Consider the following 17,287-nt stretch of genomic DNA (forward strand, 5'->3'; position numbering starts at 1 on the left):
AATGAGCGAGTTAAGTGTAAACCATTTGTTGGGAATCAAATATCTGAACAAAAAGGATATATCGCTCATATTTGAAACGGCCGACCATTTTAAGGAAGTAATCAACCGTTCCATTAAAAAAGTGCCCACCCTTCGTGATATTACCATAGCCAACATCTTTTTTGAGAACAGTACCCGTACAAAGCTATCTTTTGAGCTGGCCGAAAAGCGACTTTCTGCCGATGTGGTCAATTTTTCCGCAGGACAATCATCCGTAAAAAAAGGGGAGACCCTCATCGATACCGTGAATAACATCCTGTCCATGAAAGTGGATATGGTAGTGATGCGGCACCCCAATCCAGGAGCGGGCATTTTCTTGTCAAAACACGTAAAAGCGGCTATCGTAAATGCTGGTGATGGTGCCCACGAGCATCCCACGCAAGCACTCTTGGATTCTTATTCCATCCGCGAAAAGTTAGGTGATGTGGGAGGTAAAAATGTGGTAATAGTAGGTGATATCCTTCACTCAAGGGTAGCGTTGTCCAATATTTTTGCCTTAAAACTACAAGGGGCCAACGTAAAAGTCTGTGGACCAAAAACACTTATTCCCAAACATATAGAATCTCTGGGAGTAGAGGTGGAGACCAACCTAAAAAAGGCCTTGGAATGGTGCGATGTGGCCAATATGCTCCGTGTTCAGAACGAACGTATGGATATCAGTTATTTCCCATCCACTCGTGAATACACACAACAATTCGGGGTCAATAAGGGACTGTTGGACAGTTTGGACAAACAAATTGTGATCATGCACCCCGGCCCTATAAACCGCGGCGTGGAAATAACCAGTGATGTAGCGGACTCCGACCAATCCATTATTTTACATCAGGTAGAAAACGGAGTGGCAGTACGTATGGCAGTACTTTACCTATTGGCATCAAAAATTAAGTAAAAGATGATTTTCGACAAAGACGGAACAACAACGATTGTTTTTCAGGAAAAGACCACCTTAAGCGGTTTTTTGGAAAACCTCAACAAAGCATACCCAAAACTCAAGCACGACAATATTGTTGTCAACCTTTTTTCTTTCAATACCTTGGAAATTGGCGATTTATTGGAGTTTTTGGACATTTCGAACACCCACAAAGGTTCTGGCAGGTCATTTGTTTTGGTGACCGATAAGTTAAACTACGACGAGATTCCTGAAGAGATAAGCGTGGTGCCTACACTTCAAGAGGCCAAGGACCTTATCGAAATGGAAGAAATAGAACGCGACCTGGGTATATGAAATTGACCGTACTTGGGTGCTATGCCGCTACGCCACGAACATTTACCAACCCTACTTCGCAGGTACTCGAAATAAAGAACCATCTGTTTTTGATCGATTGTGGTGAGGGAACCCAAGTGCAGTTGAGAAAATACAAGGTCAAGTTTTCCAGGATCAACCACATTTTTATATCGCATCTCCATGGGGACCATTTTTTTGGCCTTCCCGGTTTGATTTCAACCTTTAGGTTGTTGGGCAGGGAAAAGGAACTGCACATATACGGCCCCAAAGGAATCAAACAGGCCATCACCCTATTTCTAAAATTGGGTGATTCTTGGACCGATTACCCGTTGATATTCCACGAATTGGAGTCCAAAGAATCCGAACTGGTTTTTGAGGATGAAAAAGTCACCGTCCGAACAGTTCCGTTGATCCATAGGGTATACACCAATGGTTTTTTGTTTCAAGAGAAGGAATCCCCGAGGACCCTCAACATTGAAGCGGCCAGAAAGTACGGCATAGATAAGAGTCAGTTCAACAATATTAAAAAAGGAAAGGATGGTATTGATGCATCGGGCAATCTGGTGTCCAATAAAAAACTCACTTTGGACCCACCGGAACCCAAAAGCTACGCTTTTTGTAGCGATACGGTCTATAATGAGGCCATTGTGCCCATTATTAAAGATGTGACGGTGCTGTATCACGAATCCACTTTTTTGGAATCCGAGGAACACCTTTGCGAAAAAACAAAACATAGCACATCCAAGCAAGCTGCACAAATCGCCAAAAAGGCCAATGCCAAATTGCTGATATTGGGCCATTATTCCACGCGCTACAAATCCATCGAACTATTTAAAAAAGAAGCCGAGGATGTTTTTCCAGTGGTGGACCTAGCCGACGATGGTAAAGTTTTTGACTTCAAATAATCTGTTTGTGCCGTGTCGAGCGAGCGAAGCGACGGGAAATCCATTTTTTGTCGTTGTTCCTAGTTAATTGTAAATCGAAATGTAATTCCAAGCTTTGCAATCAAGGTAAATTTCCCGAACTTCACGTCATGCAAAAAGACCTTGGTGATTATAGAAAAACTTACGAAAAAAGTGAGCTGACCGAAGCTTCCATAAAGGAAAACCCGCTGGAGCAATTTCAAAAGTGGTTTTATGAGGTAGAAGCCTCAGAAGGGGTAGACGAACCAAACGCCATGACGATTTCTACCATTGGACTGGATGGATTTCCGAAAAGCAGGGTGGTTTTAATGAAAAAATTCACCTTTGAAGGTTTCATTTTTTATAGCAATTACCAAAGTGAAAAAGGAAGGTCCATTGCAGCGGATCCGTCGGTTTGCCTGTCTTTTTTTTGGCCGAATATGGAACGTCAGGTCATTATAAAGGGTACTGCAGAAAAAATAGCCGAAAATCTTTCCGATGGATACTTCGAATCCCGTCCACATGGCAGTAAACTAGGTGCCATTGTTTCTGACCAGAGCGAAGTAGTTCCGTCCCGTGAATATTTGGAAAATAAGTTGAAGCAGCTCGAACAGCAATATGAAAGCAAGGAAGTGCCCAGGCCCGAGCATTGGGGAGGATATTTGGTTCGCCCCATTTCCATGGAATTTTGGCAAGGTCGCCCTAACCGATTGCACGATCGGATACGATACTCCCTCCAGGAAGATTTTGATTGGAAAATTGAGCGATTGGCCCCCTAACCTAACCCCTACAAGATGAAACAATTGATACTGATGCGACATGGGAAATCCTCATGGGATTACGATGTCTCCGACAAAGACAGACCTTTAAAACAAAGAGGAATCAATGACGCCCATTTGGTTTCCCAAACCTTTGCTTTGCATGCCCCTTCAATAGACTTTATTTATTCAAGCCCAGCCAATCGTGCCTTGCATACCAGTATGATTTTTGTAAGAAATCTGGATTTTGAACTGTCCAGATTCAAGGTCAACGATATGCTTTACGATTTTTCGGGCAATAGTGTGGAGCAATTTGTCCGGCATTTGGACAACAGTTTGGACACTGTGGCCATCTTTGGCCATAATTATGCCTTTACATCACTTGCAAATACTTGGGGAGATCAGTATATTGAGAACGTTCCCACAGCTGGACTTGTACACATTACATTTGGTGTGGACGATTGGTCCAAAATATCCGAGGGAACCACAAAGCAAATGGTCTTTCCAAAACACTTGAAAAAATAGATGGTAAAAACAAAGAACGAATATATAAACAGGGAAATCAGTTGGCTTCACTTTAACGCTAGGGTACTGCAAGAAAGTAAAGATCATAGGGTGCCACTGATCGACCGATTACGGTTTTTAGGGATTTTCAGTAACAACTTGGATGAATTTTTTAAGGTACGATATGCCACGGTAAAACGTATTGTGGATGCCGGAAAAACGGGTAAAAGTGTTTTGGGCGGAGAAAGGGCCAAGGATTTGCTGGAGGAAATCACCAAAATCGTGATTGATCAGCAGACCCGTAGCCTTGAAATTTTTCAACAAATTGATAGGGAACTTCGTGAGGAAAATATTTTTATCATCAGGGAGACCGAGGTCAATGAAAGTCAGGCAGAGTTCATTCGGGATTATTTCTTTAAAAAGGTGAACCAGGAGTTGATGACCATTATCCTGAACGACCTTACCGAGTTTCCCCTCCTGAAGGACACCGCTGCCTATTTGGCCGTTAAGGTGGTGATGAAGAACGGTTCGGGCAAAGGAAAGCACAACAGGTATGCCTTGATAGAGATCCCGAAGGGAATCGACCGCTTTGTGGTATTGCCAAAAGAAGGGGAGAAGAACTACGTCATCATATTGGATGACTTGATCCGCTTTTGCTTGGACAGCGTGTTTACGATGTTCGAGTTCGAGTCCATTTCGGCCCACATGATCAAGATTACTAGGGATGCGGAATTGGATATAGACAACGATCTGAGCAAAAGTTTTATTGAAAAGATTTCTTCCAGTGTGGAGCACCGGAAAATCAGCGACCCCGTACGCTTTGTATATGACAAGAGCATAGACAAGGACACCCTCCAGTTCCTGAAGGAAAAAATGGATATTATGGGCACCGATAGTGTGATTCCCGGTGGCCGTTACCATAACCGAAGGGATTATATGGGTTTCCCCAGTTTGGGGCGCCAGGACCTGATGTACGATAAGATAGAGCCCTTGCCCGTGAAAGGCTTGAGCATGAAAGGGAGTTTGTTGGATATGATTGCCCACAAGGATTACATGATCTATGCCCCGTACCACACCTTTAGCTATGTGACCAAGTTTTTGAGGGAGGCTGCCCTGGACCCACAGGTGCGTAGCATAAAAATCACCATATATAGGTTGGCGGAGAGCGATAGCCAAATTGCAAATGCTTTGGTCAACGCCGTTAAAAACGGAAAACAGGTAACCGTACAGATAGAGTTGCAGGCCCGATTCGATGAGCAGAACAATATTGAATACGCCAATTTTTTGCAAGATGAAGGCGTAAAATTAATCTTTGGCGTACCTGGACTAAAAGTACACAGCAAGATTTGCCTTGTGGAGCGCGAAGAAAATGAGGGTATCAAAAGGTATGGCTTTATCAGTACCGGTAACTTTAACGAGTCCACAGCGAAAATTTATACGGATTATACACTGTTTACGGCCCATCAAGGTATCTTAAAGGATATGAACAAGGTATTCGGCTTCTTCGAGACCAATTATAAAATCAATAAATACAAACACCTTATTGTATCGCCCCATTACACCAAGTCATCTTTTATGAAGATGATCGATAAGGAAATCGCCTTTGCCAAGGCGGGGAAAGAGGCTTACATCAAAATAAAAATGAATAGCCTTACCTCTTATAAAATGGTGGATAAACTGTATGAGGCCAGTAGGGCAGGGGTTAAGATACAGATGATTGTTCGGGGAATATGCTGTCTTATTCCCGGTGTAGAGGGCATGAGCGAAAATATTGAAGCCATAAGTGTGGTGGACAAGTTTTTGGAACACCCCAGATTGTTCATTTTTGGCAATGATGGTGATCCAAAAATCTATATTTCATCCGCAGATTGGATGACGCGCAACCTGGACTTTAGGGTAGAGGTGGGCTGTCCCATTTACGACCCCGATATTAGACAGGAACTGTTGGATACTTTCGATATTTCTTGGAAAGATAACTCCAAGGCACGAGTGTTTTCCTCAAAACAGGACAATGCCTATAGAAAACGCGCCAAAGGGGAAACCGAACTGCGATCGCAGGTTGAAATGTACAATTATTACAAAAGGAAATTGGAATCCTAACCGTGCATGGTCTCCTTTTTGCCGAGGTCTTTCATTAATTGTGCCTCGTACTCCAAGAGGGCTTCCCATTTTTGGTCCACTTCCTCTTTTTTACCGTATTTGCGGGCAAACTTGAGGAACATGGTGTAATGGTTGGCTTCGCTGACCATGAGGTTCCGGTAGAACTCGGACAACTCTTCGTCGGCTATTTCTTCTGATAGTAATCTAAAGCGTTCGCAGCTTCTTGCCTCGATAAGGGCAGCATACAAAAGTTTGTGGACCAAGTGGGTTTCCCTGCTGCCGCCTTTTGGGAAGAATTTCATCAACTCGATAACATATTCATCCTTGCGTTCGCGGCCCAAGACCCAGCCGCGCTTTACTATTTTATCGTGCACCATGTTAAAATGACCCATTTCCTCACGGGCAAGAGCGGTCATTTCCTTTACCAATTCCGACTTTTCCGGAAAACCAATGATCAACGAAATGGCAGTACTGGCTGCTTTTTGCTCGCAATACGCATGATCCGTCAGAATCTCTTCGATGTTCTTTTCAACAATGTTTACCCATCTTGGGTCAGTTGGTAATTTTAGGCCTAGCATGATGTGTATTTTTCCGCAAAGATAATCCGACAGGATTAAATAAATTCGTTGAACCCTCGTTATATTTGTAAAACCAACAGATTCTAGTCTATATCTTATGGCCAAAACCTCTAAAGATTATCTCTCCGATATTCTGCAATTAAATTTAAATAATTCTGAATTTCAATGGTTAATTGATGCTGTAGCACAAATTTCTGAAGCAAAAAGCAAAAAGGATCTGTACATGGCCTACAGCCTGTGCACTTCCAAAATCCAAAATACGCCCATTGCTGATTTTGGTGCTCGGGATTTTGCATGGAAAACTTACTTGGAAACACAAAAGGCATCCACCTTGGAAGTTTCCAGAATTTTTATACTTTCTTCTGCCCTCGAAGCAGGGGATGAGTTTTTAAAACCCGTGCAGCAATTGATTCAGGTTGCTGATAAAACCGAATTGGAAACCTTTTTAAAATATTTGGTTTTGTTGCCAGAACCAAAGAATTTCAATTTTGCAGCCGTAGAAGCGTTAAGGACCAATATTGCTACGGTTTTTAATGCGATATCCCAATATAACCCATATCCGGCCCAATATTTTACTACGGCGGAGTGGAACCAAATGTACCTTAAGGCTGCCTTTATGCAGCAAGATTTGAAAAAGATACCCGAAATAGACAAAATGGCCAACAAGGATTTGGCACGCATCATCTCCGATTATGCACACGAAAGATGGGCGGCATCAAGAGATGTGGAGCCTATGTTTTGGAGACCCGTATCCAATTTTCTGGAAGGTAATCTAATTGATGACATAGAACGTTTGTTTAAAAGTGATACGGAAAGGGAACAAAAGGCGGCGACCTTGGTTTGTTTCCATTCAAACTCTGATGAAGCGAAAAAATTACTCAAAACCTACGATACCCACCTACAAAAAGTAGAGAAGGGTGATATAACCTGGAAAAATTTATAATATCATGGATGATACATTAATGATAATAGATCCACACGTTCATATGACATCCAGAACCACGGATGATTATGAGGCTATGGCAGCAGCAGGAGTTGTTGCTTTGATAGAGCCATCTTTTTGGTTGGGCCAGCCTAGGACCCAGGTAGGCTCATTTCAAGACTATTTTAGCAGTCTTGTGGGATGGGAGCCGTTCAGGGCCTCACAGTTTGGGATAAAACACTATTGCACAATAGGACTGAACTCAAAAGAGGCCAACAATGTGCCCTTGGCCGAAGAGGTGATGGAATTGTTGCCCCTGTATCTGCACAAAGAAAATGTGGTGGCCATTGGCGAGATCGGTTACGATGACCAAACCGAGGCCGAAGACCGTTTTTTTCGGGAACAATTGGAATTGGCCAAGGCCTTTAACATGATGGTCCAAGTACATACCCCGCACAGGGATAAAAAAGCAGGAACCATTAAAAGTATGGAAGTCTGTTTGGAGCATGGCATAGACCCGGGAATGGTGGTGATAGATCACAACAACGAAGAAACGGTCAAAGATGTGCTGGACCGAGGGTTTACCGCTGCATTTACCATTTACCCCAAAACAAAAATGGGCAACCAACGTATGGTGGAAGTGGTGAAAAAGTTCGGCAGTGACAATATTATCGTGGATAGCTCTGCCGATTGGGGCGTGAGTGATCCATTGGCCGTTCCAAAAACGGCAAACCTGATGTTGCAAAACGGAATTGCTCGTGAAGACGTGGTAAAGACGTGCTACCAAAATGCTTTGGACTTTTTCGGCAGATCCGGAAAAATGAAAGAGGAACACTGGTTGAATCCAGAGGCTATTGACCAACGAAAGCTGTTTAATGACAATAGTGTTTTGCGCGGTCAGGAGCCAAAGGTAGAGGACAATAAAATTGTTTAATGGGGCCACGTGTAAAGGCATATCTCCAACTGTGTAGGCCTCCCAACTTACCTACCGCCGCAGCCGATATTTTGGCAGGTATGTCCATATCAGGCCTATTTGCAGGAATAGGAATATTTGCAATACCAACTGTGGATTTGTTTCCATTTTTCATGTTGGTATTGGCCTCCGTGTTTTTGTATGCGGGCGGTGTGGTGCTCAACGATGTTTTTGATGTTGCAATTGATAAAGTGGAGCGTCCCGAAAGGCCAATTCCAAGTGGGATGGTTCCTTTGGGCAAAGCAAGGTCATTTGGCCTTGGGCTACTTTTGGTGGGGATTTACTTTGCTTTTTTGGTCAATATCAATAGTGGTATCATTTCCATTTTTTTGGCTTTGGCCATTTTGTCCTATGATAAATTTGCAAAGCACCATGCTTTCTTTGGACCCCTCAATATGGGAATTTGCAGGGGACTTAACCTTTTAATGGGTATATCTTTACTGAATTCAATGGAAAACTGGCCCTATGTTTTGGTTCCCATCGTATTTATTTTTGCTGTGACCATGATCAGCAGGGGAGAGGTGCACGGAAAGAACAAGGGCAATATACTGCTGGCGGGTTTGTTGTACGTTGCAGTACTGTCGGGCGTGTTTTATTTGCATCAAGTGTATGCAAATGGCGACCTTTGGTATCTATTGTTTTTGGGACTTTTTGCTTTTATGGTTTTCAAACCTTTGATCAGGGCATATCAAAATAATACACCAGAAAATATAAAGAAGGCTGTAAAGTCCGGTGTGTTGTCCATTATATTGCTGGATGCCGCTATGGCTGTTGCGCATGCCAATCTAATTATTGGAGTATTGACGCTCTTACTGTTGCCATTATCCATGTATTTGGCCAAACAATTTGCAGTTACCTAGCTTATGAATAAAATTACGCTACCTACGATTCGACAAGAGTTTCAAGTACGGTATACATATCAATTGCTTTTTACCCAGCATTTATTTGCGATTGGGAATCCTTTGTTCAAAAATGTGTTGGCCGACTATCGTCCAAACCATGCTATCAAATGTCTTTTCGTGCTAGATCAAGGAGTATTGGACCATCATCCGAATCTAGGAAAGGAAATCGAAGATTATTGCAATCACTTTAAGGAGCAAATCCAATTTACTGACCTTATTGCCGTTCCAGGTGGGGAAGAGAGCAAAAAAGACCAATCCAGTGTTAACAAATGTCTTGATGCCATCAATGAAAATGCCATTTGCAGACATTCATTTGTAGTGGCCATTGGAGGTGGGGCAGTGGTAGATATGGTGGGTTATGCCGCCACTATTGCTCATAGGGGGGTACAACTCATCCGAATTCCAACCACCGTTTTGGCCCAAAACGATGCGGCTGTGGGGGTGAAGAACAGCGTAAATGCTTTTGATAAGAAAAACTTCCTGGGTACTTTTTCGGTTCCCTACGCAATCATCAACGACTTGGAATTTCTAAAGACCTTGGAACAGCGTGACTGGGTGGCGGGGATAGCTGAAGCCATAAAAGTGGCCTTAATCAAGGACAAACAATTCTTTGAGTATATTGAATCCAATGCGGAAGCACTGGCCAACCGGGAAATGGAGCCCATGGCCTATCTGATTCATCGTTGCGCAGAATTGCATATGGAGCATATAGCCAAAGGTGGTGATCCTTTTGAAAATGGTTCTTCCAGACCTTTGGATTTTGGCCATTGGTCGGCCCACAAGTTGGAATATATGACAGGGTACAGCCTCAGACACGGTGAAGCCGTGGCCATAGGTATGGCCATAGACATGGTGTACGCCGGTTTGGTAGGTGTGTTGCAAGATGATTTGGAGCGAGTGCTATCGGTCATGAGAAAAGTAGGCTTTAACTTGGAGGTTCCTTTGGAAAAAGATGCGGAAATCAAAGAACTCCTTAACGGGATTGAAGAGTTTCGGGAGCATTTGGGAGGCGAACTCACCATTCCCTTAATTCCCAAAATAGGGACCAAAACCGATGTTCACAGTATCGATTATGAATTAATGGAAAAAGCAGTGCGAAGCTTTATGTACAAACCGCAAAACTCTCTATGAGGATCAAGGATAAATATCATCTGACCTATTGCACCAATATCCACGCCGGTGGAGATTGGGAAGAAACATTTACCAGCCTAAAGCAACATTTACCAAAAATCAAGAAATCCGTTTCCCCAAACAAGTCGTTTGGTCTGGGGCTTCGATTGGGCAACACGGCCAGTTTGGAACTGGACAATGGACAGCTTCAGGGCTTTAAAGATTGGCTATCCGAAAATGACTGTTACGTTTTTACGATGAACGGATTTCCCTACGGGAACTTTCACGGTGAGCCCGTAAAAGACCAAGTGCATGTGCCCGATTGGACAACACATGAGCGGTTGGAGTATACCTTACGATTGTTTAAACAATTGGACTTTTTGGCACCGGAAGGCATGGAATGTGGTATTTCTACATCGCCCGTTTCCTACAAGCATTGGTTTGATGGTGAATCAGAAAAGCAACAGGCCTTTGCCAAAGGAGCGGAAAATATGGTCAAGGTTGCGCTTGAATTGTACCAAATTGAAAAAGCAACGGGTAGGTACATGCATTTGGATGTAGAACCGGAACCCGACGGGTTTTTGGAGAACACCCAAGAGGTACTGGATTACTACCAAGATTATTTGGTTCCCGAGGCCACCAAGGCTTTTGAACCGTTTCAATTCAGTGCGGAAAAAACAGAGGGGCTAATCAAAAGATATATTACGGTATGTTATGATGTGTGTCATTTCGCATTGGCCTACGAAGCGCCAAATTTGACTTTTGAAAAGTTGAAGGCAGCCAATATCAATGTTGGTAAAATTCAGGTGAGTGCCGCCCTCAAAATAATGTATGACAGCGATAGGGAAGAGGAGTTGTGGAACACCTTGGCCCAATTCAACGAGCCCGTGTATTTGCATCAGGTTACGGAAATGGTGGATGGAAAAGTGAAAACATATAACGATCTGCCCATTGTTTTGGAAAAAAGGAAGCCTTTTAAAGAGTTGCGCTCCCATTTTCATGTGCCCATATTTTTAAAGGATTATGGGTTGCTTCAATCCACACAAGATCAGATTGAGAAGGTGTTGGACCATTTGCAGGACAATTTTGTCAGCAATCACATGGAAGTGGAAACCTATACCTGGGATGTTTTGCCCAATGAACTCAAAGTGCCGATTACAGAGTCCATTGCACGGGAACTGGACTGGATGAAATCAAGATTAAAATGAAGAAGACCGTTGTAATCAACATTGTGGGGCTTACCAATAGATTGATCGGGGAACACACCCCCTTTATAAAAGCTTTTCTGGAAAAAGGGAAGGGCAGTGTTGTGAAACCAGTTTTGCCAGCTGTCACCTGTTCGGCACAAAGTACTTATCTAACGGGCAAGTGGCCAACAGAACATGGTATTGTCGGGAACGGATGGTTCTTTAAGGAAGAATTGGAAGTCAAATTTTGGCGGCAGGGAAATCCCTTGGTGCAATCAAACAAGATTTGGGATGAACTAAAAACATTAAACCCAGACTTCACCTGTGCCAATATGTTCTGGTGGTACAATATGTACAGCACTGTGGATTTTAGTGCCACGCCACGCCCCAATTATCTGGCCGACGGCAGAAAAATCCCGGACATATACACCTATCCGGCCAAGTTGCGGGATATGCTTCAAGACAAGTTGGGAACATTTCCGTTGTTTAAATTCTGGGGACCCAAAACATCCATAGCATCCAGTAGATGGATTGCTGATGCCACGATGGAAATGGATAAGGAAAACAATCCAACCTTGACATTGGTCTATTTGCCCCATTTGGATTATAACACGCAGCGACACGGATTAAATTTTGATGTCCTTCAAAAGGATTTGAGGGAAATTGATGCCGTGGTCAAGGATTTGGTCGAGTATTATGAAGCACAATCGGCCAATATTGTTTTGTTGTCCGAGTATGGCATCACCAACGTGTCCAACCCTATCCACATTAACCGACACTTACGAAAAGAAGGGTATTTGGGTATTAGAGTAGAGCGAGGACTGGAACTTTTGGATGCAGGTGCAAGCAAGGCTTTTGCGGTTGCCGACCATCAAATAGCGCACGTTTATGCAAAAGATTCCGTTGACTACGACAAACTTTATGAATACTTGAAAACAATTCCAGGCATTGAAAAAGTTATCCCAAAGAACGAACGGGATGCCCATTATATAGATCACGAACGGGCAGGCGATTTTGTGCTAGTGGCGGACAAGGATAGTTGGTTCACCTATTACTTTTGGGAAGATGAGGCCGTGGCGCCCGATTATGCCCGTATGGTGGACATCCACAAAAAACCGGGTTATGACCCCGTAGAAATGTTTACCGACCCTTCGGATAAATTGGTTATGCCCAAGGTGATGTTGAAACTCTTAAAAAAGAAACTGGGCTTTAGAACCGTATTGGACATTATTCCGTTAAAGGCTGAATTGGTGAAAGGGTCCCACGGAAGAATTCCAGAGGACAAGGAAGATTGGCCCATTTTAGTGACCAATAGCGAAAGCAATCTGCCCCAACAGGAATTGCTTGCCACGGAAGTTTACGGAGTGCTGAAAAATCATGTAATTCAATAGATATGGAAACCTTTTTCAAAATTTTTGCGGTTGTTTTTGCGCTTTTGTTTGGCTATGCCATAGTAGTACAGTTCAATGATCCGGATGCCATAAAATGGATACTGTTCTATTTGGCCGCTGCGGTGGCATCAATACTTTTTCTACTGAAGAAGCTTAAGCCTATCATCTTTTTTTTGCTAACGATTTTCTTTTTGGTGCTGTTCTTCATGTATTGGCCAGAAACCTATGAAGGTGTTCGGTTGGACCAGGGCATGAAAACCGTAAATATTGAAGAGGGAAGGGAATCCTTGGGGTCTTTGATCGCTGCCGTTGTGATGTTGGTATATGGATTGAGAACCCGTTTCCTGAACAAATCAAAAATCTAGGTCGAACTCTTTACGGAGTAAATCCAAGTTTGGGTTTTTCTCCCGTAACTTTTCATATTTCTCTTCTGGAGTAAAGGCGAACTTTTTGGCCACCTCCTCATTCACGGTAATGTAAAGAGAAATGGAGTAGTTGTTCAATTTTTGTTTCAGGTAATCCAGCATCAAACTTTGTTCTCGCTCTATTTCCTTTTTCATTGTGCCATTGGGAAGCTCTATCCAAATGGTATTCTCGTTTTTGAGTTTTGGCACATCACTTTGTAGATTGCTCGCCAATATTTTTCGGCCCTGCTTTTCCAGTTGATGTACAAAATCATCCCAATGTTGTTGCATCTCTTTTTCTTCAAAAGCGTCTTTGGGCAGGTCCTTTTCGTCTATGCCCGGCGATTTTGAGTTCTCGTGCGCTTTTTTGACCTTAATGCTCGATAACGAAAGTCCGGAAACCCGCTTTTCTGAAGTCTTGATTTCAATTTTTTTGGGCCGATACGTTTCCTTGGGTCCGCTTATCACTTGTTTATCCCCTTGTTTTGGTTCTGGAACTTTGTTTACCGGTTTTGCTTCTGGGGCCGGTGTTGGTACTTGCGCTTCCTCTTTTGGGACCTGGGCGGTGCCAGCTCCCTTATTTTCGGGTTCTTTTGTAGCGTTTGTTCCGATGATTTTTCCTTTAAAAAAGGAGGCGGGAATTATGAAATCAGCTTTTTTTTTTCTCCATCGAAAGTGATGGACGCTAATTTCATGAGGGTGAGCTCGACGAGCAATCGCTGATTTTTGCTGGTCTTGTACTGCAGATCACAATCGTTTGCGAGGTCTATGGCCTTTAATAGAAATTGTTTTGAGGCCTTTTTGGCCTGTTCCTGGTATTGTTGCGTTACATCTTCACCTACTTCCAACAGGTTTAAGGTATCGGGGTGTTGACAAACCATCAAATCCCTAAAGTGCGAAGCCAATCCAGTAATAAAATGGTGGCCATCAAACCCAAGTGACAGGGTTTTGTTGAAAAGCACCAGAAGTTCCGGAATGTTGTTCTCCAGAATCAAATCCGTGGTCGAGAAATAGATATCGTAATCGAGAACATTGAGGTTTTCCGTTACGGCCTTTCTCGTCAATTCTTTACCGGAAAAACTGACTACACGGTCAAAAATGGACAATGCATCCCTCATGGCACCATCGGCTTTTTGCGCTATGATGTGCAAAGCGCTCTCTTCAGCTTCTATACCTTGTTGTTCTGCAATATGTTTTAGGTATTGTGAAGCATCCTTTACCGTGATCCGCTTAAAATCAAAAATTTGGCAACGGGATAGAATGGTCGGGATTATTTTGTGTTTTTCCGTTGTGGCCAAAATAAATATGGCGTGCTTTGGGGGTTCTTCCAAGGTCTTCAAAAATGCATTGAAGGCCGATTGGGAGAGCATATGGACCTCATCGATGATATACACTTTGTATTTTCCCGTTTGAGGTGGAATCCGTACTTGGTCTATCAAACTACGAATGTCGTCCACAGAGTTATTGGAGGCTGCATCCAATTCAAAAATATTGAAGGCAAAATCCTCATCTTCCCTTTCTGTGCCATCTTGGTTTATTTTTTTGGCCAAAATACGGGCACAAGTGGTTTTACCGACACCTCTAGGGCCACAGAACAACAGTGCCTGTGCCAAATGGTTGTGTTCAATGGCATTCATCAGGGTATTGGTAATGGACGATTGGCCCACTACATCCTTGAATGTTTGGGGTCTATATTTTCTCGCTGATACTATAAATGGTTCCAATGCTGGGAAAAATAGAATTACTACAAATATAAAAATAGGAACGGGCAAAGTTGCCTGCTTGTGCAGAGTTAAGCCGTTTTTTATTAACAATTGGATTACCTTTGCAAATAGCAGGCCACCTTATCGCCGTGTGCCGAACTTGTTTCGGCGTCCATTGGGATCCTGAATCAAGTTCAGGGCAAGGAGGAAAGTCCGGACACCATAGTGCAGCATAGCGGGTAACGCCCGTCCGCCGTGAGGCGAGGACCAGTGCAACAGAAAGCAAGTACAGTTCGGCTGTAGTGAAATCGGCAAACTCTATGCGGTGAAACGTCATGTAAACCAATGTTTGAGGGCTGCACGCCCGAGTTGGAGGGTAGGCGGTTGGAACACTTGGGCAACCATTTGTCTAGATAAATGATAAGGAGTTTCCCAAATTAATTGGGGATGCACAGAATCCGGCTTACGGCCTGCTTTTATTTTACTTCAAAAAAGCTGAAGATACTACCACCATATTTACGCTGCTCCGAAAATTTGGGATGTTCGGATAGATTGGTTTGGTCGGAATGTTCAATGATTAAAAGTCCATCATCCAACAATAACCCTTGTTCAAACACCAGATTGGCAATATTCAAAAATTGTTCGGTATCAAAATCATAGGGTGGGTCTGCAAAAATAAGGTCAAACTTATCCGGCGTTCCTTGCAAAAACTTGAATACATCGGATTTTACCGTGTTGATGGAAAAATCCAGTTGCTGTGCCGTTTTGGAGATGTATCGCACACAACCTTGGTGGCCATCTACGGCTGTTATCTTTTGCGTACCCCGCGAAGCAAATTCAAAACCAATGTTCCCTGTTCCCGAAAATAGGTCCAGCACTTTGAGCTCGTCAAAATAAAAGCGATTGTTCAAGATGTTGAACAAGGCTTCCTTGGCCATGTCCGTTGTAGGGCGAACAGGTAGTTTTTTTGGGGCAGTCAATCTTTTGCCCTTGTATTTTCCTGAAATAATGCGCATTAAAGGGAGCTTAAAATGGAAAAGTCTATGCTCTCGTTTTCCAATTGGTCCATAGGGAAGGAAGGATTGCTGGGTGCAAAAACGGAAACGTTTTTAATGTATTGGTAGCAAAGTTCGTAGATAGGGTCGCCTTCTTCTATAGCTCCGAAGAGTTTAAGTTGAATTTTTTCCAAATCCATTTGTAATTGCTCCAAGCTGAACAATAGATAGTAAAGGAAATCTTCTTTGTTCTTGTACTCGAACTGGTTGTAGAAGAGCAATTTTTTATCGGACATCACCATCATTTCCATCTCGCGTTCGGATACCTGTACATAGCAAATCGGTTCCGAAGCAGTCCTATTTTGGTTCAACAAGGTGTTGATAAGAACGGTACCACTATGCTTAAATTCAAACTCTCCAAAAAGTTCAAAAATATAGTTGTTTACATTGGTGTAGGGAATGTAAACGTTCATAATTTCTTGGTTGGGAACCTCATCGTATGCAATAAGGTCGTTTGCCATTATCTTGGCGTTGAATTTTAGGTAGTTGGGCAGCTCTTCTTTGTTAAAAAGCGGCTTTGGCACCAAACCGAACATATTGTTTTTGTGGATAACCATAACCTCGGAAAAGTTCCTCCCTATTTCTCCTTGCTTACTGAGTTTTTCTTTTAACTCCTTTAGCATCAGGTAGGGGGTGAGCTGTGTTTGGAAATTCACCCTTTCAAAAGCTAAGATTTTATTGGTAATGGTATCCAGTGCACAAAAAGAAAGTCCATTCAAGCCGGCTTGAATGGACAGTTTTCTATAGGCGCTATTTGTATCGTTCGGTACTATAGCTAATTTATCTTTTTCCTATCGTATATAGGTGGCCAGTTTCCATTTGTACTAACATCGGTCAAGGAACCAACCTTTATTTCCGAACCATTAACTTCTTCAACACTCTGGTAAGAGTTTTCCTTTTCCACCAAGTCTTCTGGCTGATCGTAAAGCACTACACTTTTCTTGACCTTGGCTTCGAACACTGGGGCTTTATAACCACTTTTGTCGATAATGTCGGCCTTCATTTCAAACTTTTCATTGTTCTGGGCGTAAGGTACGTTCATCATTGTTTTGTAACGGTCATCTGCCCCAAAAAGGGAGTCCTTAACCTTAACAGTACCCAAAGTGTCAATGATAATGGTGTCCTGTTGCATTTCAATTTGATATACCCTGTCGTACCTCATAAAAGAGGAGTCGCGCTGTGTGGTAATGGTATAGTTGCCGGTGTCGATGAACTTGATCAAGCTTTCAAAATCATTGGCATACTTTCCGTTTACAGTTTTATAAGCTTCTTGCGAGTCTCTAATGTCCTTTAACTTGTTGATTACTTTGCTGAATCTTTCATTTCTTACCTTGTTAAACTCAATAGGAGCGTTTATGGAATGATATATTTTATAGCCAAGGTAAATGCTCAGGATTCCAAATAGAATTATTAAAACGGGCTTTACTTTTTGAGGTAAAAATCTATCAATAACGAAAACAAGCCCTATGGTCACAAGGCATATTAATACAACAATAAGAATTAAGTTTAACATATCTGATACTGTCTTTCAAAG

17 protein-coding genes, 1 other RNA gene and 1 pseudogene are annotated in these 17,287 nt (G+C 42.7%); 14 read left to right on the top strand and 5 right to left on the bottom strand.

Annotation, left to right across the window (positions count from 1 at the left end):
* Position 1 precedes the first annotated feature (1 nt).
* The 6 genes from AC13CC_RS02910 (at position 2) to ppk1 (ending at position 5,528) form a co-directional block, all read left to right on the top strand.
* Entirely contained in the window at positions 2-928 is a 927-nt protein-coding gene (locus AC13CC_RS02910) for an aspartate carbamoyltransferase catalytic subunit (protein WP_014033734.1), read from the top strand.
* 3 nt (positions 929-931) lie between these two features.
* A complete protein-coding gene (locus AC13CC_RS02915; RefSeq protein ID WP_482877873.1) occupies positions 932-1,264 on the top strand; it encodes a ribonuclease Z in 333 nt (110 codons plus the stop codon).
* Positions 1,261-2,169: a ribonuclease Z gene (locus AC13CC_RS02920; RefSeq protein WP_482877874.1), complete on the top strand. Its 909-nt coding sequence runs from the start codon at positions 1,261-1,263 to the stop codon at positions 2,167-2,169. The genes AC13CC_RS02915 and AC13CC_RS02920 overlap by 4 nt, the downstream gene beginning before the upstream one ends.
* A 128-nt stretch (positions 2,170-2,297) precedes the next feature.
* Positions 2,298-2,945 carry a pyridoxamine 5'-phosphate oxidase gene (gene pdxH, locus AC13CC_RS02925; RefSeq protein ID WP_482877875.1) on the top strand — a complete coding sequence of 216 codons (648 nt, stop codon included), beginning with the start codon at positions 2,298-2,300 and terminating at the stop codon, positions 2,943-2,945.
* A 15-nt stretch (positions 2,946-2,960) separates the two neighbouring features.
* Positions 2,961-3,449, top strand: a complete 489-nt coding sequence (locus tag AC13CC_RS02930) for a SixA phosphatase family protein (protein WP_482877876.1) — start codon at positions 2,961-2,963, stop codon at positions 3,447-3,449.
* Positions 3,450-5,528, top strand: a complete 2,079-nt coding sequence (ppk1, locus tag AC13CC_RS02935; protein WP_482877877.1) for a polyphosphate kinase 1 — start codon at positions 3,450-3,452, stop codon at positions 5,526-5,528.
* On the opposite strand, the gene AC13CC_RS02940 is transcribed toward ppk1, so the two are convergent.
* Complete coding sequence (locus AC13CC_RS02940; protein ID WP_293164944.1) at positions 5,525-6,106, bottom strand: tRNA-(ms[2]io[6]A)-hydroxylase; 582 nt, start codon at positions 6,104-6,106, stop codon at positions 5,525-5,527. The genes ppk1 and AC13CC_RS02940 overlap by 4 nt on opposite strands.
* A gap of 97 nt (positions 6,107-6,203) precedes the next feature.
* Here AC13CC_RS02940 and AC13CC_RS02945 point away from each other — a divergent pair, with 97 nt between their 5' ends.
* Genes AC13CC_RS02945 through AC13CC_RS02975 form a run of 7 tightly spaced genes read left to right on the top strand, consistent with a single transcriptional unit; the run spans position 6,204 to position 12,956 of the window.
* Positions 6,204-7,049 carry an EboA domain-containing protein gene (locus AC13CC_RS02945; RefSeq protein WP_482877878.1) on the top strand — a complete coding sequence of 282 codons (846 nt, stop codon included), beginning with the start codon at positions 6,204-6,206 and terminating at the stop codon, positions 7,047-7,049.
* Between the two features lie 4 nt (positions 7,050-7,053).
* On the top strand, positions 7,054-7,962 hold the full coding sequence (locus tag AC13CC_RS02950; RefSeq protein WP_326278644.1) for a TatD family hydrolase: 909 nt from the start codon (positions 7,054-7,056) through the stop codon (positions 7,960-7,962).
* Positions 7,962-8,861, top strand: a complete 900-nt coding sequence (gene eboC, locus AC13CC_RS02955; RefSeq protein ID WP_482877879.1) for a UbiA-like protein EboC — start codon at positions 7,962-7,964, stop codon at positions 8,859-8,861. The genes AC13CC_RS02950 and eboC overlap by 1 nt, the downstream gene beginning before the upstream one ends.
* Positions 8,862-8,864: 3 nt before the next feature.
* Positions 8,865-10,034 (top strand): 3-dehydroquinate synthase, encoded by a 1,170-nt coding sequence (locus AC13CC_RS02960; protein WP_482877880.1) that lies wholly within the window; start codon positions 8,865-8,867, stop codon positions 10,032-10,034.
* On the top strand, positions 10,031-11,221 hold the full coding sequence (gene eboE / locus AC13CC_RS02965; protein ID WP_482877881.1) for a metabolite traffic protein EboE: 1,191 nt from the start codon (positions 10,031-10,033) through the stop codon (positions 11,219-11,221). Before AC13CC_RS02960 ends, eboE begins: the two co-directional genes overlap by 4 nt.
* Complete coding sequence (locus AC13CC_RS02970; protein WP_482877882.1) at positions 11,218-12,591, top strand: alkaline phosphatase family protein; 1,374 nt, start codon at positions 11,218-11,220, stop codon at positions 12,589-12,591. Before eboE ends, AC13CC_RS02970 begins: the two co-directional genes overlap by 4 nt.
* 2 nt (positions 12,592-12,593) lie before the next feature.
* Positions 12,594-12,956, top strand: coding sequence for a transmembrane 220 family protein (locus AC13CC_RS02975; RefSeq protein ID WP_326278649.1), 363 nt, complete (start codon positions 12,594-12,596; stop codon positions 12,954-12,956).
* Here the strand turns inward: AC13CC_RS02975 and AC13CC_RS02980 are convergent.
* Positions 12,945-14,719, bottom strand: a pseudogene (locus AC13CC_RS02980) (DNA polymerase III subunit gamma/tau). The gene AC13CC_RS02975 and the pseudogene AC13CC_RS02980 overlap by 12 nt on opposite strands.
* 107 nt (positions 14,720-14,826) lie before the next feature.
* Between AC13CC_RS02980 and rnpB the strand changes: the two are divergent.
* An RNA gene (gene rnpB, locus AC13CC_RS02985) (RNase P RNA component class A) lies at positions 14,827-15,179 on the top strand.
* Here the strand turns inward: rnpB and rsmD are convergent.
* The 3 genes from rsmD to AC13CC_RS03000 are packed head-to-tail and all read right to left on the bottom strand — an operon-like array spanning position 15,175 to position 17,266.
* Entirely contained in the window at positions 15,175-15,714 is a 540-nt protein-coding gene (gene rsmD, locus AC13CC_RS02990) for a 16S rRNA (guanine(966)-N(2))-methyltransferase RsmD (RefSeq protein ID WP_326278650.1), read from the bottom strand. The genes rnpB and rsmD overlap by 5 nt on opposite strands.
* On the bottom strand, positions 15,714-16,472 hold the full coding sequence (locus tag AC13CC_RS02995; protein ID WP_482877883.1) for a DUF3822 family protein: 759 nt from the start codon (positions 16,470-16,472) through the stop codon (positions 15,714-15,716). Before AC13CC_RS02995 ends, rsmD begins: the two co-directional genes overlap by 1 nt.
* Positions 16,473-16,528: 56 nt before the next feature.
* Positions 16,529-17,266 (bottom strand): hypothetical protein, encoded by a 738-nt coding sequence (locus AC13CC_RS03000; RefSeq protein WP_482877884.1) that lies wholly within the window; start codon positions 17,264-17,266, stop codon positions 16,529-16,531.
* Positions 17,267-17,287 lie beyond the last annotated feature (21 nt).

It is taken from the genome of Flagellimonas sp. L-11, assembly GCF_056857735.1.

Coding starts and splice junctions, on each gene's coding strand:
- eboC (WP_482877879.1), top strand. CDS start 7,962: ATGGGGCCACGTGTAAAGGCATATCTCCAACTGTGTAGGCCTCCCAAC.
- AC13CC_RS03000 (WP_482877884.1), bottom strand. CDS start 17,266: ATGTTAAACTTAATTCTTATTGTTGTATTAATATGCCTTGTGACCATA.
- AC13CC_RS02960 (WP_482877880.1), top strand. CDS start 8,865: ATGAATAAAATTACGCTACCTACGATTCGACAAGAGTTTCAAGTACGG.
- pdxH (WP_482877875.1), top strand. CDS start 2,298: ATGCAAAAAGACCTTGGTGATTATAGAAAAACTTACGAAAAAAGTGAG.
- AC13CC_RS02910 (WP_014033734.1), top strand. CDS start 2: ATGAGCGAGTTAAGTGTAAACCATTTGTTGGGAATCAAATATCTGAAC.
- rsmD (WP_326278650.1), bottom strand. CDS start 15,714: ATGCGCATTATTTCAGGAAAATACAAGGGCAAAAGATTGACTGCCCCA.
- AC13CC_RS02940 (WP_293164944.1), bottom strand. CDS start 6,106: ATGCTAGGCCTAAAATTACCAACTGACCCAAGATGGGTAAACATTGTT.
- AC13CC_RS02975 (WP_326278649.1), top strand. CDS start 12,594: ATGGAAACCTTTTTCAAAATTTTTGCGGTTGTTTTTGCGCTTTTGTTT.
- ppk1 (WP_482877877.1), top strand. CDS start 3,450: ATGGTAAAAACAAAGAACGAATATATAAACAGGGAAATCAGTTGGCTT.
- AC13CC_RS02915 (WP_482877873.1), top strand. CDS start 932: ATGATTTTCGACAAAGACGGAACAACAACGATTGTTTTTCAGGAAAAG.
- AC13CC_RS02950 (WP_326278644.1), top strand. CDS start 7,054: ATGGATGATACATTAATGATAATAGATCCACACGTTCATATGACATCC.
- AC13CC_RS02920 (WP_482877874.1), top strand. CDS start 1,261: ATGAAATTGACCGTACTTGGGTGCTATGCCGCTACGCCACGAACATTT.
- AC13CC_RS02930 (WP_482877876.1), top strand. CDS start 2,961: ATGAAACAATTGATACTGATGCGACATGGGAAATCCTCATGGGATTAC.
- AC13CC_RS02945 (WP_482877878.1), top strand. CDS start 6,204: ATGGCCAAAACCTCTAAAGATTATCTCTCCGATATTCTGCAATTAAAT.
- eboE (WP_482877881.1), top strand. CDS start 10,031: ATGAGGATCAAGGATAAATATCATCTGACCTATTGCACCAATATCCAC.
- AC13CC_RS02970 (WP_482877882.1), top strand. CDS start 11,218: ATGAAGAAGACCGTTGTAATCAACATTGTGGGGCTTACCAATAGATTG.